Consider the following 22,844-nt stretch of genomic DNA (forward strand, 5'->3'; position numbering starts at 1 on the left):
ACCGATCACGGGGCGAAGGTGCCCCGATGGTACGAGCTGAACGCGTACTCCTTGGAACCGACCAAGCGCGCCAACGGAGTTCGCACGGTGTTGTCCGCGGCCACCATCGCCGCGATCGCCTCCAGGTCGTAGGCCGGGTGCCAGCCCAGGTCGCTGCGGGCCCGCGCGTTGTCGTAGACGCGGTCTATGCGAGTGGGAAAGCGCCAGCCGCGCTGTGCCCACACCTGGGCTGCCAGGGGTGCGCGCCGGGCGAAGACGGCGGCGGCGTCGACCCGCAACTGCGGCAAATCTTCGGGGGTGAACGGCGTGGTCGCCGCGATGACGTAGCGGCCGAACCCGATCCGACGTGCGGAGTTCGCCGCGAGCAGATGCGCATCGACGGTGTCCTCCAAGGAGACCCGGCGCGTCGCGTACTCGTCGGCCTTGACGTTGTCGTCGGCCCGCCCCTCGTGTGCGCCGGGCATGTCGTCGGTTTCCGGGAAGAACCGGGCGACCCGCAGCACCACGCAGGGCAGCCCGTGATTCCGGTGTGCGAGCTGACACAGATCCTCGGCCGCGGCCTTGGTCACGCCGTACATGTTCTTGGGTACCGGCGTCACCGACTCGTCGATCCATGCCGCTGGCTGCCCGGCGCCCGGCACCAGCGCATCGCCGAACACCGTTGTGGACGACGACATCACGAAAGCCCGGACACCCGCGGCCACGGCCGCGTCGAGCAGCGCAAGCGTGCCGCTGACATTGGTGTCGACGAAGGCCTGGCCCGGTACGAATGCCAGCTGCGGCTTGTGCAACGTCGCGGTGTGCAGCACGACGTCAACGCCGTCCATTGCGCCACCGACCGCCTCGGCGTCGGTCACCGAACCCACCACGTCCGTCCACGGCGAGGGGCGCAGGTCCAGGCCCACGACGTCTTCGTTGCGGGAACGCAGGGTGCGGACCAGCGCCTCACCGAGATGTCCTGAGCTGCCCGTGACCAGTGTGCGCACGACCTCGACGTTGCCATATCGGGCAAGGGATTTTCCGGATCGTAGGGTGGCGGCATGACCCGGTCCGATCGTGTGCCCCGCGTGGGCGTGGTGTTCCGCCCCGACTGCTCGCCCGAAACCCTGCCCCGCAGCGCCGCCGCCGCACAGCGCGCCGGCATCGACGAACTCTGGCTGTGGGAGGACTGTTTTCTGCAGGGCGGTATCGCCCAGGCGGCCATCGCGCTGTCCGGCACCGAGACGCTCACCGTCGGTATCGGCGTGCTTCCGGTGCCACTGCGCAACGTGGTGACCACAGCGATGGAGATCGCGACGCTGGCCGCGGTGTTCCCGGGCCGGATCAGGGTCGGGATCGGCCACGGTGTGCAGGACTGGATGCGCCAGGCCGGCGCCGCGGTCCCGTCCCCGCTCACGCTGCTGCGCGAATACCACGGTGCGCTAAGGGAATTGCTCGCAGGCGCGGCCGTCAGCACCGACGGGCGGTTCGTGCACCTCGACGCCGTCAAGCTGGATTGGGTGCCGCCCCAGCCGGTTCCGGTGTTGATCGGCGGCACCGGACCCAAGACTTTGCGGCTCGCGGGAGAGATCGCCGACGGTGTGATCATCGACAGCTTCAACACCGCGGACTCTGCGCGCTCGGCGCTCGGTCATGTCGCCGCCGGGCAGGCCGCCCGGGCCGGTGCCGACGGCTTCGCGACGGTCCAGTACCTGGCCTGCGTGCCCGGCGGCGACGGTCGCCGCCGCCTCGACGCCGAAGCCGAGAACCGCGGCTTGGCGGTCGGCGGTTACGGCGTGAGCGGCACGGTCGACGAGATCGCCGCCGCGGCGGCCGGCTATTCCGCGCAGACGCTCGTGTTCCAGCCCCTCGGGCCCGACGACGACTTCGCCGGGTTCGCCGACACCGTGGGCGAGGTGGCGGCGGTGCTCCGGACGCGTTGAACAAGCGTCGTGCCGCGCCCTCCAGGACGCTTAGCCTCGACTGATGGGAGTGGGGGCCGCTGCCGTCGTACTGGCGTGGCTTGCGGTGCTGTGCACCTATGACATCCGGCAGCGGCGCCTGCCCAACTGGCTCACGCTGCCCGGTGCGGTCGCCATCGGTGCGGTCGCCGCCGTGACCGGGCACGGTGTGGCCGCCGCGGCCGGGGCCGCCGCGCTGGCGGCGCTGTACCTGATCGTGCACTTGGCGTCGCCGCGCGCGATGGGCGGCGGTGACGTCAAACTGGCGCTCGGCGTCGGCGGATTGACGGGCGTGTTCGGCGCCGACGTGTGGGTGCTCGCGGCGCTCGGCGCGCCCGTGCTGACCGCGGTGCTGGCGCTCGGCGCGGCGATGCGCGGCCGGTTGACCGTGCCGCACGGTCCGTCGATGTGTATCGCGAGCGCGGTCGCTATCGGGTTGGTGGTGCTGTAGCGGCGCGCGAACGTCGGCCGGTGTGGAAGAAACCGCCGAAAACTCCCACACGGGCCCACGTTCGGCGGGAATGACCAGGCATTTCGGCAGCGAAAACCCGACATGGGAGAATGACACCCGTGTTGCGTTGGACCACAGCTGGTGAATCCCACGGCCGCGCCCTGGTGGCCATGCTCGAGGGGATGGTGGCCGGCGTGCCCATCACCTCCGACGAGATCGGGGCGCAGCTCAAGCGTCGCCGCCTCGGCTACGGCCGCGGCGCACGCATGAAGTTCGAGCAGGACCAGGTCACGATGCTGGCCGGAGTTCGCCACGGCGTCACGCTGGGCGGTCCGATCGCGATCGAGATCGGCAACACCGAATGGCCCAAGTGGGAGACCGTGATGGCTCCCGACCCGGTCGACCCGGCGGAGCTCGACGTGGCCCGCAACGCCCCGTTGACCCGGCCCCGGCCCGGACACGCCGACTACGCAGGCATGCTCAAGTACGGCTTCGACGATGCTCGCCCCGTGCTGGAACGTGCGAGCGCGCGGGAGACCGCCGCGCGGGTCGCCGCGGGCACCGTGGCCCGGGCGTTCCTGCGGGCCGCGCTCGGGGTCGAGGTCGTCTCGCACGTCATCTCCATCGGCGCGTCCAAGCCGTATGACGGCCCACCGCCGCAGTTCTCCGACCTTGCGGCCATCGACGACAGCCCGGTGCGGGCGTTCGACAAAGACGCGGAAGCGGCCATGATCGCCGAGATCGAGGCCGCCAAGAAGGACGGCGACACCCTCGGCGGCGTGGTCGAGGTGGTCGTCGAGGGTCTTCCCGTCGGGCTGGGCTCGTTCACCAGCGGTGACAACCGGCTCGACAGTCAGTTGGCCGCGGCCGTGATGGGCATCCAGGCCATCAAGGGCGTCGAGATCGGCGACGGTTTCGAGACCGCACGCCGGCGCGGCAGCGTCGCGCACGACGAGATGTACCCCGGCCCCGACGGCGTGCTGCGCTCGACCAACCGCGCCGGCGGCCTCGAAGGTGGCATGACCAACGGGCAGCCGCTGCGCGTGCGCGCCGCGATGAAGCCCATCTCGACGGTTCCGCGCGCACTGGCCACGGTCGACATGGCCACGGGCGACGAGGCCGTCGCGATTCACCAGCGTTCCGACGTGTGCGCGGTGCCCGCGGCCGGTGTGGTGGTCGAGACCATGGTGGCGCTCGTGGTCGCCCGGGCGGCCCTGGAGAAGTTCGGCGGGGATTCCCTCGGGGAGACCAGGGCCAACATCGACGCCTATCTGCGTGCTGTCGCCGAGCGCGAACCGGCGGCGCAGGCCTCGGGATAGCTCATGGCACCCAAGGCTGTACTGGTCGGTATGCCGGGTTCCGGCAAGTCCACCATCGGGCGGCGCCTGGCCAAGGCCCTGCAGGTGCCGCTGCTCGACACCGACGTCAAGATCGTCGAGACCACGGGCCGCACCATCGCCGACATCTTCACCGACGGTGAGCAGGAGTTCCGCCGGATCGAGGCCGATGTGGTGCGCGCGGCGCTTGCCGAACACGACGGCGTCGTCTCGCTCGGCGGCGGTGCCATCACCACACCCGCGGTCCGCGAGGCGTTGGCCGGCCACACCGTCATCTATCTCGAAATCAGTGCGGCAGAAGGTATTCGGCGTACCTCGGGCAGTACGCGCCCGCTGCTGGCGGGCGACGATCCCGCCGCGCGGTACCGCTCCCTGATGGCGCAGCGCGTGCCGCTGTACCGGCGGGTCGCGACCATGCGTGTCAACACAAACCGGCGAAACCCCGGCGCGGTGGTGCGCAACATCGTTGCCCGGCTTGAGAATCCGCAGCAGACCGCCAACGCGGCGGCCAAGCCGCGGCGGCGCCGTCGGCCACCGTGGCGACGAGGCCCGTCCACGGCGTCGGCGAAGCCGTCGGCCTCCGACGGCTGTTCGGATTCGGCCACCTCCTCGAGCCCCATACCCACCCCCGCGGCCCTGGCCGCTCGCAACGCGGAGCGACACAATGACTGAGCCGGTAACTGTCGAGGTGCTGGTCGACCGGCCCTATCCCGTGATCATCGGCACCGGGCTGCTCGGCGAACTAGGCCGGACTCTCGAGGGGCGGCACAAGGTGGCCATCCTGCACCAGCCGACGCTCGCCGAGACCGCCGAAGCCATCCGAACCCACCTCGCAGACAAGGGAATCGACGCGCATCGCATCGAGATACCGGACGCCGAAGCGGGTAAGGAGCTGCCGGTCGTCGGCTTCATCTGGGAAGTGCTGGGCCGCATCGGGATCGGCCGCAAGGACGCGATCGTGAGCCTCGGCGGGGGAGCGGCCACCGACGTCGCCGGTTTCGCCGCGGCCACCTGGCTGCGGGGCGTCGACATCGTGCATGTGCCCACCACGCTGCTCGGCATGGTCGACGCCGCGGTCGGTGGCAAGACCGGTATCAACACCGACGCAGGCAAGAACCTGGTCGGCTCGTTCCATCAGCCGGCCGCCGTCCTGGTCGACCTGGCGACGTTGGAAACCTTGCCGCGCAACGAGATCGTGGCGGGCATGGCCGAGATCGTGAAGGCCGGTTTCATCGCCGACCCGGTGATTCTCGACTTGATCGAAGCTGATCCGGAGGCCGCGCTGGATCCGACGGGCACGGTGTTGCCGGAACTGATCCGAAGGGCTGTCGCCGTCAAGGCCGAGGTGGTCGCCGCTGACGAGAAGGAATCGCAGCTGCGCGAGATCCTCAACTACGGTCACACCCTGGCGCACGCCATCGAGCGGCGCGAGCGGTACAAGTGGCGGCACGGCGCGGCGGTGTCGGTGGGGCTGGTGTTCGCCGCCGAACTGGGGCGGTTGGCCGGCCGGCTCGACGACGCGACCGCCGACCGCCATCGCTCGGTGTTGACGGCGCTGGGCTTGCCGATCAGCTATGACGGCGATGCGCTGCCGCAACTGCTGGAGTACATGGCCGGCGACAAGAAGAACCGGGCCGGGGTGCTGCGGTTCGTGGTGCTCGACGGACTGGGCAAGCCCGGCCGCCTGGAAGGCCCGGACCCGGCGCTGCTGGCGGCCGCCTACGCAGAAGTGGCGCGGGACTGACCGTCCCGCGCCACCCTGGTGTCGATCTGGCCTACTGCTGCGGTTTGTCGCGCTGCTCGGGGTAGTCGATGGGGCCGGTCTGGTCGTCCGCGGCGCCGTTGGCGCTGACCGCGGCGAACACGTCGGTGTCGGCGCGATCGTCCCCGGCGTGGTCGTGCTTCGGCGGGGGCGGGGCCTTACGGTCGATCAGCCAGCGGCCGAGGGTCACGCCCGCGACGGCGGCCACGAACACGACCAGTGCGGTGAACGCGGCGAAGGTGCTGATCTCGTTGAGCAGCGCCTCGACGTAGATGCTCTTGTAGAACTGGCCGATGATCCACGACACGGCGCCGCTGACGATGCCTGCGAACAATCCGGCCAGCAGCCAGGTCATCGCGAGATCGTCACGACGATCCGGGTCGGCGTTCTTGCGGGCGTCGGCGCGGCCGTCGACGAGACCCCACAAGAACACCGCGATCGCGAACAGAGCCACCAGCGTGCTGCTGAACAGAATGGCGTTCTGCGGCGACGCGTTGATCAGCACTCCCTGGAAGAGGCGCAGGATCACCATCGCCGTTGCAAACACCAGTCCGCGCAGTAACCACTTACTCATGAGGGCACAGCGTAGCGAGTAGCGTCACAGACCGTGACTATTTCCCAGCGCCGGGAGCGGCTGCGGCGTCGGCTGGCCACCATCGACCTCGACGCGATGTTGGTAACCGACCTGGTCAACGTACGTTATCTGGCCGGGTTCACGGGCTCGAATGCCGCATTGCTGATCCGTACCGGGGACGAAACGCCCGTGCTCGTCACCGACGGGCGCTACCGCACCCAGGCTGCACAGCAGGCGCCGGACGCCGAAGTGGTCATCGAACGCGCGTGTGCCCCGTGCCTGGCCCGGCGGGCCGCGTCCGACGGTATCCGCAGGCTCGGCTTCGAAAGCCATGTCGTGACGGTCGACGCGTTCACCGCGCTGACCAAGGCCGCGGGTGATGCCGTCGAACTGGTGCGCGCGCCGGGGACCGTCGAGGCGCTGCGCGAGGTCAAGGATGCGGGCGAGATCGCGCTGTTGCGGCTCGCGTGCGAGGCCGGTGACGCGGCGCTCGCGGATCTCGTCGAACGGGGCGGCTTGCGTCCGGGCCGCACCGAGAAAGACGTGCGCAACGACCTCGAAGCGCTCATGCTCGCGCACGGCGCCGACGGACCGTCGTTCGAGACCATCGTCGCGGCCGGACCCAACTCGGCCATACCGCATCACCGGCCGACCGACGCGGTGCTCGCCGCAGGCGACTTCGTCAAGATCGATTTCGGCGCCCTGGTGGCCGGCTACCACTCCGACATGACCCGCACCTTCGTGCTCGGGTCGGCCGCGCAGTGGCAACTCGACGTCTATGACCTGGTGGAATCGGCTCAGCGGGCCGGCCGCGACGCACTGGCGCCCGGCGTCGCGCTCAGCGCAGTCGACGCGGCATCACGCCAGGTCATCGCCGAAGCCGGGTTCGCCGAGAACTTCGGGCACGGCCTCGGACACGGGGTCGGCCTGCAGATCCACGAAGCGCCGGGAATCAATGCCACCGCCGCCGGTACACTGCTTGCTGGCTCTGCGGTAACCGTCGAGCCAGGTGTCTACTTGCCCGATCGCGGCGGTGTCCGCATCGAGGACACCCTGGTCGTCGGCGAGTCGGCGCCCGACCTGCTTACCCGGTTCCCCAAAGAACTGGTCATTGTCTAAAAGGAGTACTACCAACGATGGCATCGACTGCCGACTTCAAGAACGGTCTCGTCCTGCAGATCGACGGACAGCTGTGGCAGATCGTCGAATTCCAGCACGTCAAGCCTGGCAAGGGGCCGGCCTTCGTCCGGACGAAGCTCAAGAACGTGGTGTCCGGCAAGGTCGTCGACAAGACCTACAACGCGGGTGTGAAGGTCGAGACCGCGACGGTCGACCGGCGCGACGCGACCTACCTGTACCGCGACGGCGCGGACTTCGTGTTCATGGACTCCGAGGACTTCGAGCAGCACCCGCTGCCCGAGGCGCTGGTCGGGCGCCTCGCCGGGTTCCTGCTGGAGAGCATGCCCGTGCAGATCGCGTTCCACGACGGCACTCCGCTGTACCTGGAGCTTCCGGTGTCGGTCGAGTTGGAGGTCAGCCACACCGAGCCGGGCCTGCAGGGCGACCGGTCGAGCGCCGGCACCAAGCCCGCCACCATGGAGACCGGCGCCGAGATCCAGGTGCCGTTGTTCATCAACACCGGTGACAAGCTCAAGGTCGACACCCGCGACGGCAGCTACCTCGGCCGCGTGAATGCCTGATCGTCGTGGCGACCGTGGTCGCCATCAGGCCCGCAAACGCGCTGTGGACGTGCTGTTCGAGGCCGAGGCGCGGGGATTGACAGCCGAGGCGGTCGCCGACAGCCGTATCGCGCTGGCCGAGGACGACCCTGAGGTATCCGGGCTCAACCCGTACACGGTGACGGTGGCGCGTGGTGTGACCGAGCACGCCGCACATGTCGACGACCTGATCTCGGCGCATCTGCAGGGCTGGACCCTGGAGCGGTTGCCCGCCGTGGACCGCGCGATCCTGCGCGTGGCGGTGTGGGAGTTGCTGCACGCCGAGGATGTCCCGGAACCGGTCGCCGTCGACGAGGCCGTCGAGCTCGCCAAGGAGCTGTCCACCGACGAGTCGCCAGGGTTCGTCAACGGCGTACTGGGCCAGGTAATGCTGGTGACGCCGCAGATCCGGGCCGCGTCGCAGGCCGTTCGCGGGGCGGGCTCACCCGAGTCGTAGCCGCAGCATCACACGTGCTGGGCCCGGCCTGTTCGCCACACCTGGTTGGCCACGCCGGGAAACCGGGACTAACCCCGGTCCAACGGATTCCGGCGCCGCACGGCGTTCACCATGTGGTCGCGGGCTGACCGTCACGATCCGTCGATACGCTGCCGGGCCAGCCGGCGCGCCAGTTCGATCGGTGTGACCGATCGCTGCAGCTTGCTGCTCACCAGCGCTCCGTCGTACAGCAGTTGAATCTCGTCGGCCACACCCGAGGGATCGCTCAACCCGGCGGCCGCCAACAGCTCGGCAATGGTGGTGTGCAGCCAATCGCGGTGTGCACGTACCGGTTCGAGCACCACGCCGGGGAATTCGGTGGCCGCGTTGGCGTACAGGCAGCCACGGAAGTCCCTGGCGCGGGCCGCTTCGATCGCGAGGTCGAAGAAGGCCAGCACTTTCGCGGCCGCATCGTCCAACCCGGCCACGGCGTCGGACCAGCGGTTGCGATCACGGTGATCCAAATCGTTCAGGTAGGCGAGTACCAACGCCTCCTTGGAGCCGTAGCTGCTGTACATGCTGGCTTTCGCCACACCGGCCTCACGCAGGATGTGATCGATGCCCACCGAGCGGATGCCTTGGGCGGCAAAGAGTTTGGACGCGGTGCGGAGGAGTCGCTCGGACGGGCCCGGTGCGCCGCCCTGGCGGGTCGCGGCCTGGGCCCGTGGATGTGCGGTGGGACTCATGGGCGCAGCGTAGCCGACGGCACATCGATAGACAGACCTGTCTGTCTGTGCCAGTGTCACGGACGTGCCGAACTCAACAGATCCCACGCCTGAATCGACCCTCTACCTGTACGAGATCGCATTGGGTGCAGTCGAACCCACACCCGTCGACCAGCTCCTCAAACTCCTCGACGCAGCGATCCACCGGGCCGGTGGCGAGTTGGTCGAAGCCCAGGTGACGCGCGGCGGCCGACGAGTGTTCGCGGTCGCGGAATTCGCGACGGGCAATCCCGCGCGCCTCGAACCCGCCGAACTCGCCGGTGCCGAGATCACCGGACCCGATGCGGTGCGGCTCGTCGGCGCGGACCTCGCCGACGTCAAGGCCGTGCGGCCGTCGGCGGGATATCTGGTCGAGTGGGATCTGCCCGCCGATCTGGACATGGCGTCCTACCTCGCCCGCAAGAAGGCCAATGCGCCCAAATACGCAGATGTCCCGGAGGTCAGCTTCCTGCGTACCTATGTGCGCGAGGACATGGACAAGTGCCTGTGTCTGTACGATGCGGCGGACGAGGCCGCTGTGCGACGGGCCAGGCAAGCCGTCAGCACTCCCATCGACAGGTTGCACGGTTTGGAGAGTTTTCAGCCATGACGGCAGTGGTTGCCGCCGATATTCGGGCGGCGCTCGACGAGGTCGGCCGATCGGTCGCCGACCGGGCCGCGGCGCTCGACGCCGGGCGCACCGATGTGCGTCCCGACCTTGCCGCGCTGGGGCGGGCCGGCCTCTTCGAGCCAGGCTTCGGAGCAGACCTCACCGACATGGTGTACGTGATCGACGAGATCTCGACACACAGTCTCGCAGTGGGTTTTTCGGCGTGGGCGCACCGGATGGTTCTGCACTTCCTGCACCACGCCGAGCCGAGTGCCGACGAGGACGTCAGCGCCTTGATCCGCGGCGAACGCATCGGTGTCACCGCGATGGCGGCGGCGCTCAAGCACCTTGCCGGCCTCGCCCGACTGCCGGTCGTCGCCGACCCGCAACCTGACGGACTGGTGCTGACCGGGCCCATCCACTGGGCGTCCAACGTCTTCGACGATGCGCTCATCGTGGTGCCTGCGCGAACCGCCGCCGGTGACACCGTGGTCGCGGCGATCGACGCGGACGCGGCAGGCGTCACGATCAACCCGCCGCCGGAACTCATGGCATTGGGGGCCACCGCGTCGACGTCGCTGCGACTGGACGGCGTCCGTGCGCGACGCGTCCTGCACACCGACCTCGCGACGTTCGTGGCGCGGATCCGGCCGACATTCCTGCTCCTGCAAACGGCGTTCTGCGCGGGCATCGCCCGTGCGGCGCTCGCCGGCGCGGCCGACGCGCGCGGTGGCCTCAACACACAGTTCGAGGGCCACTTCGCGGATCTGTCAGATCGGGCCGGTCGATTACGGCGAACCCTCTACCGCGCGGCCGCCGACCCCACCGACTTCGTTGTCGGGGAACTGATCCGGCTGCGGCTCGACACCGCCACCCTGGCGGTCGAGGCCACCCGGCTGGAATCGACCATGGCAGGCGGTGCCGGATACGTGGTGGGCAGCGCGGTCAACCGGCGGTTGCGCGAGGCGTCGTTCCTGCCGATCCAGGCCCCGTCGGAAGGACAGCTGCGGTGGGAACTGACACGGTACGAATAACTGCCGGTGTCAAGCGCTTTGGCGATGCAACGGTATTGGCCGGCGTAGACCTGAGCATCAGCGCCGGGGAGTTCCTCGCGATCCTGGGTCGCAGCGGAAGCGGCAAGTCCACGCTGCTGCGGATCCTGGCCGGTCTGGAGACGCTCGACTCCGGGACCGTCAGCTGGATCGGCGGCGGTGCCCGACCTCAGACCGGCGTGGTGTTCCAGGAGCCGCTGCTGATGCCGTGGCTGACCGTCGCGGCCAATGTCGGCTATGCCCAACGCTTCGCGGCACACCGGGACAGCTTCGACCAGGACTACGCCCGTGAGCTGATGGCCCGGTTCGGACTCGACCGGCTCGCCGACCGGTACCCCGATCAACTCTCCGGCGGCCAGGCGCAACGGGTGGCGATCCTGCGGGCCATCGCGACCCGGCCCCGGCTGCTGCTCCTCGACGAGCCGTTCAGTGCGCTCGATCCGGCCACCCGCACCGACCTGCAGCGCTGGCTGGCCGGCCTGGCCGCCGAACTCGACATCACGGTCGTGCTGGTCACCCATGACGTCGACGAGGCGCTGCTGCTCGCACATCGCGTGCTGCTGCTGGGCGAGGACGGACTCATCCGGCGGCAGTGGCAACCGGATGACGGTCGCGCAGACGCGGACAGCTTGCGCCAAGATGTGCTCGACCACTACCGGATTCCCACCGAGGCGACCTGATGGGGACGGTGCTGTCGCGGCGCAGGCTATTGGGCGGCGCCGCGGGTCTGGCGGCTGCCGGTGGCGTCCTCGGGCTGGCGGACCTCGCGCAGGCCGCGCTGCGGCAGCCCGCCGGGAACACGGGTGGCCTGAGGGTGGGGTATCTGCCGATCACGGACGCGGCCCCGCTGCTCGTGGCGCATCACTCAGGCCTCTACGCGCCAGGCGCCGTGAGCTCTGAAAAGCCCGTGCTGTTCCGCAGCTGGGCGGCATTGGCCGAGGCGTTCATCACGGGTCACGTCGACGTCGTCCACCTGCTCATGCCGATGGCGGTTCAGTTGCGCTACACCCTCGGCGGTGGCGTGCGGGTACTGGGCTGGAACCACACCAACGGATCGTCGCTCACCGTGGCGCCGCACATCGGTGAGCTGTCAGACCTGGCCGGCTCACAGGTGGCCATCCCGTTCTGGTGGTCGATCCACAACATCGTGCTGCAGCAACTGCTACGGGCCCACGGGTTACGACCCGTGGTGCGGCGCAGCGCGTCTCGCGCGCAGCGCACGGTGGAGCTGATCGTCATGAGCCCTTCGGACATGGTGCCCGCTTTGGCTGATCGGTCCATCGGCGGCTACGTGGTCGCCGATCCGTTCAACGCCATGGCGCAGATCAAGAAGATCGGCCGGATCCACACGTTCCTCGGCGATGTATGGCGCGATCACGCGTGCTGCGTGCTGGTCACGCGTGACGACGTGATCGCACGGCGGCCGCAGGCCGTGCAGGCCCTCACCGACGGTGTCGTCACCGCGCAGCGGTGGATCGACGGCAACCGGGCCGCCGCGGCAGCGGATCTGGCAGGCGGACGCTATCTGCCCCAACCGGTGCCCGCGGTACAGCTTGCACTGACGTATCCGAACCCGCCCGGCCGGCTGACGCACCCCGATTGGCAGCCGCAGCGGCTCGGCTATCAGCCTTTCCCGTTCCCGAGCTTCACCCGCACGCTCGTCGAGGCCATGGGCGACACCGTCGTCGACGGAAACCGGCGGTTTCTCGACCGCATCGAGGCCGGCCGCGTGCACGCCGAACTCGTCGACGACGCATTCGTGCGCAGATCCCTTGCCGCGCAGGGCGGCCCGCAAGCCTTCGGGCTTCCTGCCGACCTCGCCCGAACCGAACAGGTGGAACCGCTATGACCACGGCCCCGGCAGCATCTCCCGCGCTCGATCGCCGCCCCGGCGGCTGGGCGCGGGCACTGCCACCGCTGAGCGCCGTCATCGCCGCGGTCGTGGTGTGGTGGGTGATCACCACGGTGATCAGCGCACCGCAATCGCTGCTGCGGCAGGCGGCGCCGCAACGTGTGCTGCCAGCTCTGGCCGACCTGCTCGGCCGCGGAGTGCTGTTGTCGGACACCGGGATCAGCCTGTGGCGTCTGCTCATCGGGCTGCTTGTCGCGGCCGTCGTCGGGATTCCGGTCGGATTGTCGATCGGCCTGAGTGCCACCGCGGAACGCGCCACCGCGCCCGTCGTGCAGTTCCTGCGGATGATCTCGCCGCTGTCCTGGGCGCCGATCGCGGTCGCGGTGTTCGGCATCGGCAACGAACCGGTGATCTTCCTGATCGCCGCGGCCGCGGTGTGGCCCGTCGTGATCAACACGGCCGCAGGCGTACATGCCATCGAGCCCGGTTATCTCGACGTGGCGCGCTCGTTTCACGCCACCCGCATCGAACTGCTGAAGGCCGTCGTGCTGCCCGCAGTGCGCGGACATGTGCTGACCGGGCTGCGCATCGCGCTCGGCATCGGCTGGGTGGTCCTGGTGCCCGCCGAGATGCTCGGGGTTCGCTCGGGACTCGGCTACCAGGTGCTCAACGCCCGCGATCAGCTGGCCTACGACCAAGTTGTCGCGGTCATCGTGGTGATCGGGAGTCTCGGGTACCTGCTGGACCTGGTGGCGCGGCGGGTGCTGGCCGTCCGCACGTAGCGAGCTGCGCGGTATTCGGCTCACCGCGATTGTAAATTCCTCGTGCGGCCGAGGTGGCGCAATGACGTCACACGACCCCGGTTTGACCAGGTCGACGCCTGCGAGGGGCGGCGCAATCAGTCGCCGTGCGCACACCCCGGTTTCGCGCAGGTGCAGGGCGCTGACGTGGGCTTTACGTTGACGGAATGTCGCAGCCCGAGCCGACACCCATCCGACGTCCGCGCGCCGATCAGGCCCGCCAGGTCGCCGACGTCCTGCGCCACCAGATTCACGACGGTACCTACGACGGTGGCCTGCCGAGCGAGGCCGAACTGGCCGCCGAGTTCTTCGTGTCCCGCAACACCGTCAGAGAAGCGCTCTCGGTGCTCAAGAACGAGGGGCTCATCGACCGCGGTACCAAGGTCGGAACCCATGTGGCGGCCCGCAAATTCGATCATGGCCTCGATGCCCTGGTGGGGCTGAAAGAGACCTTCAAGGACTACGGCGAGGTTCGCAACGAGGTCCGCGCGGTGCTCAAGCTCGCCGCGCCGCCTGCCGTCGCCCGCAAGCTGGCGCTGGATCCGGGCACCCAAGTGGTGTATGTCGAGCGCCTGCGGTACCTCGGTGATCTGCCGCTGTCGTTGGACCTGACGTATCTGGTTCCCGACATCGGCGAGCAGGTCATCGGCCACGATCTGGAAACCAACGACGTCTTCGCGCTCATCGAGCAGGTCAGCGGGCAGCGGCTCGGCGGCGCCACGTTCGCGCTCGAGGCGGTCTCGGCCGACCCACACTCGGCGGCGACCCTGCAGGTGCCCGACGGTTCGGCCCTGCTGATGGCCGAACGCCTCACGAGCCTCGACGACGGCAGGCCCGTCGACCTTGAGTACATCAGAATGCGCGGTGACCGGATCACCATGCGCGGCAACCTCGTTAGGGGCACTCCATGACCCTGGTCAACCAGCGCGCCGACGTTCCGGTGACGATCGACGAGTCCCTGTGCATCGAGGGCTGCACGCTGTGCGTCGACGTGTGCCCGATGGATTCGCTGGCCATCAACCCGGACAACGGCAAGGCCTACATGCACGTCGACGAGTGCTGGTACTGCGGGCCGTGCGCGGCCCGTTGCCCCACCGGAGCCGTCACCGTCAACATGCCGTATCTGATCCGTTAGAGGACCGACGTGAAAACAGCCCTGATCGCACTCACCGCAGGCATTACCCTCGCAACGGCCGGATGTTCGCTGGACTCGGCCACGCAATCCGCCGATACCGTCGATGTCGTCATCGGCTATCAGTCCAAGACCATCAACACCGTGACGGCCGGAACCCTGCTGCGCGCACAGGGTTACCTCGAACATCGACTGGCCGACATCACCAAGAACACGGGCACCAAATACAACGTGACGTGGCAGGACTACGACACCGGCGCGCCCATCACCGCGCAGATGGTCGCCGAGAAGATCGACATCGGGTCGATGGGTGACTACCCGATGCTGATCAACGGCTCCAAGACCCAGGCGAACGAACGGGCCAAGACCGAGATCGTCTCGGTCACCGGATACAACCCCAAGGGCGGGTTGAACATGGTTGTGGTGGCGCCGAACTCACCGGCGCGGACGCTGACCGACCTGGCGGGCCAGAAGGTCTCGGCCAGCGTCGGCTCGGCCGGTCACGGCATGCTGGTCCAGGCGCTCGGCAAGGCGGGCGTCGATCCCAAGACCGGCGTCGAGGTGCTCAACCAGCAGCCGCAGGTCGGCGCGTCATCCCTGGAATCCGGTCAGGTGCAGGCACTTTCGCAGTTCGTGGCATGGCCGGGGCTGTTGGTTCAGCAGGGCAAGGCCAAACTGCTCTACGACGGTGCCGAGCTGAACTATCCGACCCTGCACGGTGTCGTGGTGCGCCGCGCCTACGCGGCGGATCACCCGGAGGTGCTCGACGCGTTCCTGCAGGCCCAGCTCGACGCCACCGACTTCCTCAACACCAAGCCGCTGGAGGCCGCGCGGATCGTGGCCGAGGGCAGCGGGCTGCCGCAGGAGGTGGTCTACCTCTACAACGGGCCCGGTGGCACCTCGTTCGACCCGACGCTCAAACCGGCACTGGTGAACGCGCTCAAAGGCGATGTGCCATATCTCAAGTCGATCGACAACTTCGCCGACCTCGACATCGCGGGCTTCGTGCAGGACGGCCCGTTGCGAGAAGCTTTCGCGGCCCGCGGCCAGGACTACGACAAGGCGCTGAACACGGCCACCAATCCGTCGGCACTGAGCGGTCGGGATCCGGTCTGCAAGACCGCGGTCGACAACCCGGCCACTGCGAGCGAACTGTGGCTGCAGGGATCGGACACCACGTCCGCGGCGGCCAACCCGACCTGCCTGCTCAAGGCCATCCGGGAAGCCGAAGCGCGCGGTGCCACGGTGCGGGCCGCCTACGTTCCCGACGCCGAACTGGGCACCAGATGGTTCGCCGACAAGTCGGTGTGGGTTCGAGACGGCGCGAACCATCTGCCCTTCGGCACGGTGGCCGGGGCCCAGCGCTACACGACGGCGCATCCGGGCAGCGTGGTCGTCGACTACCAGCAGGCCCTGGCAGGTGCGGTGTGACCACCACTGACGCCGCGCCCGCCGCCGTCGTCGAGGCACCCGCGACCGCTGTCACGAGGCGGGAGTCCTCACCGTGGCCGCATCGACTTGTGCGGCTGGCCTCGGTCCTCGCCGCCGTCGGGCTGTGGCAACTGCTGACCGCCAACAACATCCGGCTCGGGCTTCGCTTCGACACGCTGCCCACCGTCACCGAGATCGCCGCGGCACTGGCCAACCGGCTCGGCACGCAGGAGTACTGGCTCGACCTGGGCCAGTCACTGATCCGGATTCTCACCGGATTCGGGCTGGCTGCCGTGATCGGCGTGGTGACCGGCATCCTGCTGGGCCGCTCCACGGTGTTCGCCGACGTGTTCGGGCCGCTGACCGAACTGGCCCGGCCCATCCCGGCCATCGCGATGGTGCCGGTCGCGATCCTGTTGTTCCCGACCGACGAGGCCGGAATCGTGTTCATCACGTTCCTGGCGGCCTACTTCCCGATCATGGTCAGCGTGCGCCACGCCGTGCGCGCCCTGCCGACCATCTGGGAGGACTCGGTGCGCACGCTGGGCGGCGGCAGGTTCGACGTCCTGCGCCGCGTCGTGCTGCCCGGCATCCTGCCCGGACTGTTCGGCGGACTGTCGGTGGGCATGGGCGTGGCCTGGATCTGCGTCATCTCGGCCGAGATGATCTCGGGCCGGCTCGGGGTGGGATACCGCACGTGGCAGGCCTACACGGTGCTGAACTATCCCGACGTGTTCGTCGGCATCATCACCATCGGCGTGCTCGGGTTCGGCACCGCGGCGGCCGTCGAACTGATCGGGCGCCGCGCCACCCGGTGGCTGCCCCGAGCCGAGGAGGCCGGACGATGACCACGACACTGGCCGGCGCCGGCATGCGGCTGGAACTCGACGCAATCACGTTGTCCTACACGGGCTCCCCGGTGATCGCCGACCTGAGCCTGGTGGTGGAGCCCGGCGAGATCCTGGTGCTGACCGGGCCGTCCGGGTGCGGCAAGTCGACCTTGCTGCGAGCGCTGACCGGGCTGTTGCGGCCCGACGCGGGCCGGGTGCTCGCCGACGGGGCCGTGGTCACCACGACCTCGCGGGACCGCGGCATGGTGTTCCAGGACAGTGCGCTGTTGCCTTGGCGCACAGTGCGTTCCAACATCGAGCTGGCATTGCAGCTGCGGGGGGAACCCAAATCGACGCGCCGCGACCGCGCCGAACGCTGGATCAGCGAGGTCGGGCTGACCGGATTCGGCGATTATCTCCCCAAGAGTCTGTCCGGCGGTATGCGGCAACGGGTCCAGCTGGCGCGCGGGCTGGCCGGCGCACCCCGCGCGGTCATGATGGACGAGCCGTTCGCGGCGTTGGACACTCAGACGCGCGCGGCCATGCAGCGGCTGCTGATCGACACCTGGCGCGCGCATCCCACCACGGTCGTGTTCGTCACCCACGACGTCGACGAGGCGTTGATACTCGGCGACCGCGTCGCCGTGCTGGGCCGGGCCGGCCGGCCGCTGCGCGCTGTCGTCGACGTGCCCGCGCCGCGCACCGATGTCCAACGTTCGGCGCTGCGCGCCGAAATCATTGCCGCACTGGAGCAATCATGACCGAAGCCTTTGAGATCCCCGACGTCTCCGACGCGGTCCGGCTGGACTGCGACGTCCTGGTGATCGGCGGCGGAACCGCGGGCACCATGGCCGCGTTGACGGCCGCTGAGCACGGGGCGCAGGTGCTGCTGCTGGAGAAGGCGCACGTCCGGCACTCGGGGGCGCTTGCGATGGGCATGGACGGGGTCAACAACGCCGTCATCCCCGGCAAGGCCGAACCCGAGGACTACGTCGCCGAGATCACCCGGGCCAACGACGGAATCGTCAATCAACGCACCATCTATCAGACCGCGACGCGGGGCTTCGCGATGGTGCAGCGCCTGGAGCGCTACGGCGTGAAGTTCGAGAAGGACGAGCACGGCGAGTACGCGGTGCGGCGGGTCCACCGGTCCGGGTCTTATGTGCTGCCGATGCCAGAGGGCAAGGACGTCAAGAAGGCGCTCTACCGCGTGCTGCGCCAGCGCTCGATGCGGGAGAAGATCCGCATCGAGAACCGGTTCATGCCGGTGCGGGTGCTCACCGACGACACGGGGCGGGCCGTGGGTGCGGCCGCGTTCAACACGCGCACGGGAGAATTCGTCACCGTCGGCGCCAAGGCCGTGATCCTGGCGACCGGTGCGTGTGGGCGGTTGGGCCTGCCCGCGTCGGGCTACCTGTACGGCACCTACGAGAACCCGACCAACGCGGGCGACGGGTATGCCATGGCCTATCACGCCGGCGCCGAACTCTCGGGGATCGAGTGTTTCCAGGTCAATCCGTTGATCAAGGACTACAACGGGCCGGCGTGTGCCTACGTGGCCAATCCGTTCGGCGGGTATCAGGTCAATGCGCTGGGGGAGCGGTTCGTCGACTCCGACTACTGGTCCGGTCAGATGATGGCCGAGGTCAAACAGGAGATCGAATCGGCGCGCGGCCCCATCTATCTCAAGGTCAGTCACCTGCCGGACGAGACCCTGACCGCGCTCGAGAACATCCTGCACACCACCGAGCGGCCCACGCGCGGCACCTTCCACGCCAATCGGGGCCACGACTACCGCAGCCACGACATCGAGATGCACATCTCCGAGATCGGGCTGTGCTCGGGGCATTCGGCGTCGGGGGTGTGGGTCGACGAGCACGCCCGCACCACGGTCGCGGGCCTGTATGCGGCCGGTGACCTGGCATGTGTGCCGCACAACTACATGATCGGGGCGTTCGTCTACGGCGATCTCGCCGGCGAGCACGCGGCCTCGACGCTCGCGGATCTGCCTGCGCCGGTGGACCTTCCGGCCGACCAGGTGCAGCAGGCGCACGAGCTGATCTACCGGCCACTGCGCCAGCCGGACGGCCCGCCGCAGCCACAGGTGGAGTTCAAGTTGCGCCGCTTCGTCAACGACTACGTGGCGCCGCCCAAAACCGCGACCAAGCTGTCGATCGCGGTGCAGACATTCGACCGGATGATCGCCGAGGTGCAGGGCATCGGTGCCAGGACTCCGCACGAGTTGATGCGGGCCGCGGAGGTGTCGTTCATCCGGGACTGTGCCGAGATGGCGGCCCGGTCATCGCTGACGCGCACAGAATCACGGTGGGGGCTCTATCACGACCGCGCCGACCTGCCAGAGCGCGACGACGAGAAGTGGCGCTATCACTTGAACCTCCGCAAGGCCGCCGACGGCACGATGGAGTTTCTCAAGCGCCCCGTCGAACCGTACTTCGTGCCGGTCCCGGACCTCGAACACCTGCCGTCCGAAGGCGACGCGATCGCGGTGGCCCAGCCGCACCTGCACGGCGGCCGCGCGCCCGCCGCCGAGCGCTCCCGGGTCCGCGCCGAGCCGTCCGGTCAGCCGCCGTCCCCGCGGATCGCCGCGGTGCTGGCGCTGGAGGAGCCGACGCTGGCGCAGCTCGACGGGTACCTGGCCGACCCTGATCCCGGCGTGCGGCGCACTGCGGTCGCGACGCTCGTCGAGCACCTTCCCGACGGCTATCAGGTGGCGCTGCAGCACGCGCTCGGCGACGACGACGTACGGGTGCGGCTCGAAACTGCCGACGCGGTGCGCGAACTCGTGGAGGTGCTGCCGGATCCGGGGGCATTCGCGTCCGGACTGGATTCACCGGACCCCGTGGTGCGGGCTGCCACGGTCTATCTGCTCAGTGCGCGGCGGGCCGGTGACGCGAGCGCCTACCGGGCGGCGCTGACCGACGCCGATCACCGGGTGCGCATCGAGGCGGTCCGCGCGCTCGTGTCCGTCGACGACACGGAGGGCGTGGCCGCCGCGACGCGCGACGAGAACCGCGAGGTGCGGATTGCCGCGGCCAATGGACTGGCCACGCTGCAATCCGGCGCCGACGCGGTGCGGGTGCTGCTGGTAGATCCGGACCCGTTGGTGCGGGCCGCCGCCCTGGCCTCGCTGGGTGCGGTCGGCTGCGACGACGCCGATGTGCCGAGCATCCAGCGGGCGCTGGGCGAATCGGCCTGGCAGATCCGGCAGGGCGCGGCGCGGGCACTGGCGGGTGCCCAGCCCGCGATCGCGGTGCCGACGCTGTCGCAGGCCCTGGCCGATCAGCATCTCGACGTGCGCAAGGCCGCGGTGTTGAGCCTGAGCCGATGGGCCGACACGGAGACCGCGGCGCGTGAGGCACTCGCCGGCGCCCTCGACGACGGCGACGCCGACGTCCGGGCCTACGCGCGTCAGGCGCTGTCCCGCGCGGGCTGATTCCAGCCAGGCGAAGATTTGTCGTTACCCTTCCTAATGAGTTGGCTGGGCTTAGTCTCGATGCGTGCGACTCGCCTGGCCGTTGACGGGCCGGCTGGAGGAGACGCGGCTCATCGACGCCGCGCTGAATTCTGACGATCTGTCCGGGGTCGTGATCGGTGGCGCCGCGGGTGTCGGCAAGAGCCGCATCGCCCGCGAGGCGCTCGCCACGATGGCCGAGGGCGGTTACGAGACCCGTTGGGCGGTGGGTACATCCGCGGCGCGCACGCTGCCGCTGGGCGCCTTCGCGAGCTGGGCCGGGGCCGAGGATGCCGACAGCCTCGCCCTGGTGGGCCGCGTGATCGACGCGCTGACCGCGTCGGACGGACGACGGGTCGTGGTCGGGGTCGACGACGCCCATCTGCTCGACGACCTGTCGAGCTTCGTGCTCAGCCAGATAGTGCAGCGGCAGGCCGCCAAGCTGGTGCTGACCACACGCGACGGGGCACCGCTGCCCACCGCCGTGCTCGAGGTCTACAACGGCGGCCAGTTCGAGCGGCTCGACCTGCAGCCGTTGTCGCGGGACGAATCCACCCGGCTGCTCGCCGCCGCCCTCGGTGGTCCGCTCGACCCCGACTCCGCGCGCAGGCTGTGGCAGCTCACCCGCGGCAATGTGCTCTATCTGCGCAACATCGTCGAGCAGGAGGTCGGGCGCGGCCGGCTGGCGTGCCAGCACGGATACTGGCGATGGACCGGTAACCCGACGGTGCCACCCGGGCTGGCCGAGCTGATCGAGGCTCGGATCGGGGCATTGCCCGACGCCGTCAGTGAGGTGGTCGACATCCTGGCGGTCGGGGAGCCGATCCACCTGCGGACGCTTGCCACCATCGCCGACACCGCGGCGGTCGAGGAGGCCGAAGTCCGGGGGCTGATCACGCTCGACTCGACCGACGGTGGGGTGGACGTGCGCGTCGCGCATCCGCTGTACGCCGAGGTGCGGCGAAATCGGGTGCCCGCGACGCGGTTACGACGGCTGCGCGGGCTGATCGCGAATGCGCTGGCCGTCTGCGACGATCGCGATGATCTGCGGGTCGTGGTCCGGCGGGCGACGCTGTCCCTCGACTCCGATCTCGCCCCTGACCCGCAACTGCTGATCCGTGCCGCGCAGGGCGCGGTGGCGCTGTCCGACCTTCCGCTGGTGGACCGCCTCGCGGCGGCCGCCATCCGCGCAGGCGGCGGCGCGGAGGCGAGTTTCATCCGGGCGCACGCCTTGTCCTGGCTGAGCCGCGGCGAGGAGTCCGACGCCGTCCTCGACGCCGTGCGCAGCGCCGAACTCACCGATGACGGCCGCGCCCGGCTCGCGTTCCTGCGCGCCTCGAACCGGCTCTGGTCACTGCGGGATCCGGACGGCGCGAAAGCGCTCGTCGATGTCGCGGCCGAGGGCGTGCCGGCCTCGGCGCGTGGCTGCATCGATTCCTACTATGCCGTGCACTGGGCTGCCGCCGGCAGGCCCGGCAGCTCCACCGCCGCATCTGACGCCCTCGATCTGGATGCGTTGCCCGCGATCGTCGGTGCGGTCACGGGCTGGGCGGTGGCGGTGGCGTCCGGCGACGCGGGCAGGACGGCGGCGGCCGTGGCCGGCGCCCGGGCCGGTTACCGCATCGCCGACCGGGCCTTCGACGCGGCGCACATGCGGTTCGTGATCGCCGACGCCCATCTGGGCGCACTGCTGGTGGCTGGGCTCATCGCCGAGGCACGTCAAGAAGCCGACGCATTGAGCCGCCGCGCGGCCGAATTGCCCGGTGCCGCACAGGCGTTCTCGGCGGCGCTGGCCGGACGGGCAGCGTTGGGCGCCGGGCACCTCGACGCCGCGGTCGAACTGCTCGACCCGGTGGTCGAGGGGTTGCGGGAAACGGGCGAGACCAACGGATTCGGGTATCGGTTCGCGCTGCCCCGCACTATGGCCCTGGCGATCCGTGGCGTCGCGACCGATGACAGCCTGGTGGACCTCGAACAGTGCCGCCATCCCAGCTGGCGTTACCTCGACTACGAATTCGCCTTGGCCCGGGCCTGGGTCGCAGCCACCCAGGGCGCGGTGTCGCAGGCGGTTGCGGCGGCATTGTCGGCGGCCGAAAACGCACGTGCCAATGGGCAATACGCGGCGGAAGTGCTCTGCCTGCAGACCGCAACCCAATTCGGCAACCACTCGGGTGCGGCCAGGCTGGCGGGCCTGCGCACGGTGGTCGACGGTCCACGCGTGGCGGCGGCCGCAGCGTTCTGCGCGGCGCTCGCGGCAGGGGACGGCGACCAACTCGCCGCGGTGTCAACGCAGTTCGAGGCCATGGGCGATCTCGTCGCGGCCGTCGACGCAGCCGCGCACGCCGCGATCGCCTATCGCCGCAAGGATCTGCGCGGGTCGGCACTCGGGTTGGCCGCCCGTGCCGAATCGTTGGCTCACCGCTGTGGTGAGGCGGCGACCCCGGCACTGCGGGCCGCTGTCGAAAGACTCCCGCTGACCGACCGGGAACGGGAGATCGTCACACTGCTCGGCGCCGGGCTGTCGAGCAAAGCGGTGGCTGATCGGCTGTGCCTGTCGGTGCGGACCGTGGAAGGCCACATCTATCGCGCCATGGCAAAGACGGGCGCAGGTAGCAGGGCCGAACTGGTGCGCCTGTTGCCGCACCGGCACGACTGATTCGAGTACCGGCATACCTACAGCACG

General features: G+C 69.4%; 23 protein-coding genes. 20 read left to right on the top strand and 3 right to left on the bottom strand.

Features of this window, described 5'->3' with window-relative positions; genetic code table 11:
• Positions 1-5 precede the first annotated feature (5 nt).
• The gene (locus tag G6N67_RS29695) at positions 6-986 is read right to left on the bottom strand and encodes an NAD-dependent epimerase/dehydratase family protein (RefSeq protein ID WP_036441350.1); all 981 of its coding nucleotides are present in this window, start codon (positions 984-986) and stop codon (positions 6-8) included.
• A 54-nt stretch (positions 987-1,040) separates the two neighbouring features.
• Between G6N67_RS29695 and G6N67_RS29700 the strand changes: the two genes are divergently transcribed.
• The 5 genes from G6N67_RS29700 to aroB all read left to right on the top strand — a co-directional run bounded on the left by G6N67_RS29700 (position 1,041) and on the right by aroB (position 5,472).
• Entirely contained in the window at positions 1,041-1,922 is an 882-nt protein-coding gene (locus tag G6N67_RS29700) for an LLM class flavin-dependent oxidoreductase (RefSeq protein ID WP_051579249.1), read from the top strand.
• A gap of 43 nt (positions 1,923-1,965) precedes the next feature.
• Entirely contained in the window at positions 1,966-2,391 is a 426-nt protein-coding gene (locus tag G6N67_RS29705) for a prepilin peptidase (protein ID WP_036441352.1), read from the top strand.
• Between the two features lie 119 nt (positions 2,392-2,510).
• The gene (aroC, locus tag G6N67_RS29710; protein ID WP_036442220.1) at positions 2,511-3,710 is read left to right on the top strand and encodes a chorismate synthase; all 1,200 of its coding nucleotides are present in this window, start codon (positions 2,511-2,513) and stop codon (positions 3,708-3,710) included.
• 3 nt (positions 3,711-3,713) lie between these two features.
• The gene (locus G6N67_RS29715) at positions 3,714-4,400 is read left to right on the top strand and encodes a shikimate kinase (protein WP_036441354.1); all 687 of its coding nucleotides are present in this window, start codon (positions 3,714-3,716) and stop codon (positions 4,398-4,400) included.
• Positions 4,393-5,472 (top strand): 3-dehydroquinate synthase, encoded by a 1,080-nt coding sequence (aroB, locus tag G6N67_RS29720; RefSeq protein WP_036441357.1) that lies wholly within the window; start codon positions 4,393-4,395, stop codon positions 5,470-5,472. The genes G6N67_RS29715 and aroB overlap by 8 nt, the downstream gene beginning before the upstream one ends.
• Positions 5,473-5,503: 31 nt before the next feature.
• On the opposite strand, the gene G6N67_RS29725 is transcribed toward aroB, so the two are convergent.
• Positions 5,504-6,064 (bottom strand): B-4DMT family transporter, encoded by a 561-nt coding sequence (locus tag G6N67_RS29725; protein WP_036441366.1) that lies wholly within the window; start codon positions 6,062-6,064, stop codon positions 5,504-5,506.
• Positions 6,065-6,097: 33 nt separating this feature from the next.
• Here G6N67_RS29725 and G6N67_RS29730 point away from each other — a divergent pair, with 33 nt between their 5' ends.
• From G6N67_RS29730 to nusB, 3 genes are read left to right on the top strand one after another with little or no spacing between them, the layout of a single operon-like run.
• Positions 6,098-7,183 carry a M24 family metallopeptidase gene (locus G6N67_RS29730; protein WP_036441368.1) on the top strand — a complete coding sequence of 362 codons (1,086 nt, stop codon included), beginning with the start codon at positions 6,098-6,100 and terminating at the stop codon, positions 7,181-7,183.
• 17 nt (positions 7,184-7,200) lie between these two features.
• A complete protein-coding gene (gene efp, locus G6N67_RS29735; protein ID WP_036441371.1) occupies positions 7,201-7,764 on the top strand; it encodes an elongation factor P in 564 nt (187 codons plus the stop codon).
• Positions 7,757-8,239 carry a transcription antitermination factor NusB gene (gene nusB / locus G6N67_RS29740; protein ID WP_036441372.1) on the top strand — a complete coding sequence of 161 codons (483 nt, stop codon included), beginning with the start codon at positions 7,757-7,759 and terminating at the stop codon, positions 8,237-8,239. The genes efp and nusB overlap by 8 nt, the downstream gene beginning before the upstream one ends.
• A gap of 131 nt (positions 8,240-8,370) precedes the next feature.
• Here the strand turns inward: nusB and G6N67_RS29745 are convergent, their stop codons facing one another.
• Positions 8,371-8,964 (bottom strand): TetR/AcrR family transcriptional regulator, encoded by a 594-nt coding sequence (locus G6N67_RS29745; protein ID WP_051579250.1) that lies wholly within the window; start codon positions 8,962-8,964, stop codon positions 8,371-8,373.
• A gap of 64 nt (positions 8,965-9,028) precedes the next feature.
• Here G6N67_RS29745 and G6N67_RS29750 point away from each other — a divergent pair, with 64 nt between their 5' ends.
• The 12 genes from G6N67_RS29750 to G6N67_RS29805 all read left to right on the top strand — a co-directional run bounded on the left by G6N67_RS29750 (position 9,029) and on the right by G6N67_RS29805 (position 22,817).
• The gene (locus G6N67_RS29750) at positions 9,029-9,592 is read left to right on the top strand and encodes a DUF4242 domain-containing protein (protein ID WP_051579251.1); all 564 of its coding nucleotides are present in this window, start codon (positions 9,029-9,031) and stop codon (positions 9,590-9,592) included.
• The gene (locus G6N67_RS29755) at positions 9,589-10,626 is read left to right on the top strand and encodes an acyl-CoA dehydrogenase family protein (protein ID WP_036441377.1); all 1,038 of its coding nucleotides are present in this window, start codon (positions 9,589-9,591) and stop codon (positions 10,624-10,626) included. The genes G6N67_RS29750 and G6N67_RS29755 overlap by 4 nt, the downstream gene beginning before the upstream one ends.
• A complete protein-coding gene (locus tag G6N67_RS29760) occupies positions 10,602-11,324 on the top strand; it encodes an ABC transporter ATP-binding protein (protein ID WP_036442224.1) in 723 nt (240 codons plus the stop codon). The genes G6N67_RS29755 and G6N67_RS29760 overlap by 25 nt, the downstream gene beginning before the upstream one ends.
• Positions 11,324-12,493 (top strand): ABC transporter substrate-binding protein, encoded by a 1,170-nt coding sequence (locus G6N67_RS29765; protein ID WP_036441380.1) that lies wholly within the window; start codon positions 11,324-11,326, stop codon positions 12,491-12,493. The genes G6N67_RS29760 and G6N67_RS29765 overlap by 1 nt, the downstream gene beginning before the upstream one ends.
• Positions 12,490-13,278 carry an ABC transporter permease gene (locus tag G6N67_RS29770; RefSeq protein ID WP_036441382.1) on the top strand — a complete coding sequence of 263 codons (789 nt, stop codon included), beginning with the start codon at positions 12,490-12,492 and terminating at the stop codon, positions 13,276-13,278. Before G6N67_RS29765 ends, G6N67_RS29770 begins: the two co-directional genes overlap by 4 nt.
• Positions 13,279-13,463: 185 nt before the next feature.
• Positions 13,464-14,207, top strand: coding sequence for a GntR family transcriptional regulator (locus G6N67_RS29775; RefSeq protein ID WP_036441385.1), 744 nt, complete (start codon positions 13,464-13,466; stop codon positions 14,205-14,207).
• Positions 14,204-14,431 carry a 4Fe-4S dicluster domain-containing protein gene (locus G6N67_RS29780; protein ID WP_036441387.1) on the top strand — a complete coding sequence of 76 codons (228 nt, stop codon included), beginning with the start codon at positions 14,204-14,206 and terminating at the stop codon, positions 14,429-14,431. Before G6N67_RS29775 ends, G6N67_RS29780 begins: the two co-directional genes overlap by 4 nt.
• Before the next feature lie 9 nt (positions 14,432-14,440).
• Positions 14,441-15,859, top strand: coding sequence for an ABC transporter substrate-binding protein (locus G6N67_RS29785; protein ID WP_051579252.1), 1,419 nt, complete (start codon positions 14,441-14,443; stop codon positions 15,857-15,859).
• Positions 15,856-16,707 carry an ABC transporter permease gene (locus G6N67_RS29790; RefSeq protein WP_036441391.1) on the top strand — a complete coding sequence of 284 codons (852 nt, stop codon included), beginning with the start codon at positions 15,856-15,858 and terminating at the stop codon, positions 16,705-16,707. The genes G6N67_RS29785 and G6N67_RS29790 overlap by 4 nt, the downstream gene beginning before the upstream one ends.
• Positions 16,704-17,450 carry an ABC transporter ATP-binding protein gene (locus G6N67_RS29795; protein ID WP_036441394.1) on the top strand — a complete coding sequence of 249 codons (747 nt, stop codon included), beginning with the start codon at positions 16,704-16,706 and terminating at the stop codon, positions 17,448-17,450. The genes G6N67_RS29790 and G6N67_RS29795 overlap by 4 nt, the downstream gene beginning before the upstream one ends.
• Positions 17,447-20,143 carry a fumarate reductase/succinate dehydrogenase flavoprotein subunit gene (locus G6N67_RS29800; RefSeq protein ID WP_036441397.1) on the top strand — a complete coding sequence of 899 codons (2,697 nt, stop codon included), beginning with the start codon at positions 17,447-17,449 and terminating at the stop codon, positions 20,141-20,143. Before G6N67_RS29795 ends, G6N67_RS29800 begins: the two co-directional genes overlap by 4 nt.
• 64 nt (positions 20,144-20,207) lie before the next feature.
• On the top strand, positions 20,208-22,817 hold the full coding sequence (locus G6N67_RS29805; RefSeq protein WP_036441399.1) for a helix-turn-helix transcriptional regulator: 2,610 nt from the start codon (positions 20,208-20,210) through the stop codon (positions 22,815-22,817).
• Positions 22,818-22,844: the final 27 nt, after the last annotated feature.

It is taken from the genome of Mycolicibacterium mageritense, assembly GCF_010727475.1.
Classification (GTDB): Bacteria; Actinomycetota; Actinomycetes; order Mycobacteriales; family Mycobacteriaceae; genus Mycobacterium; species Mycobacterium mageritense.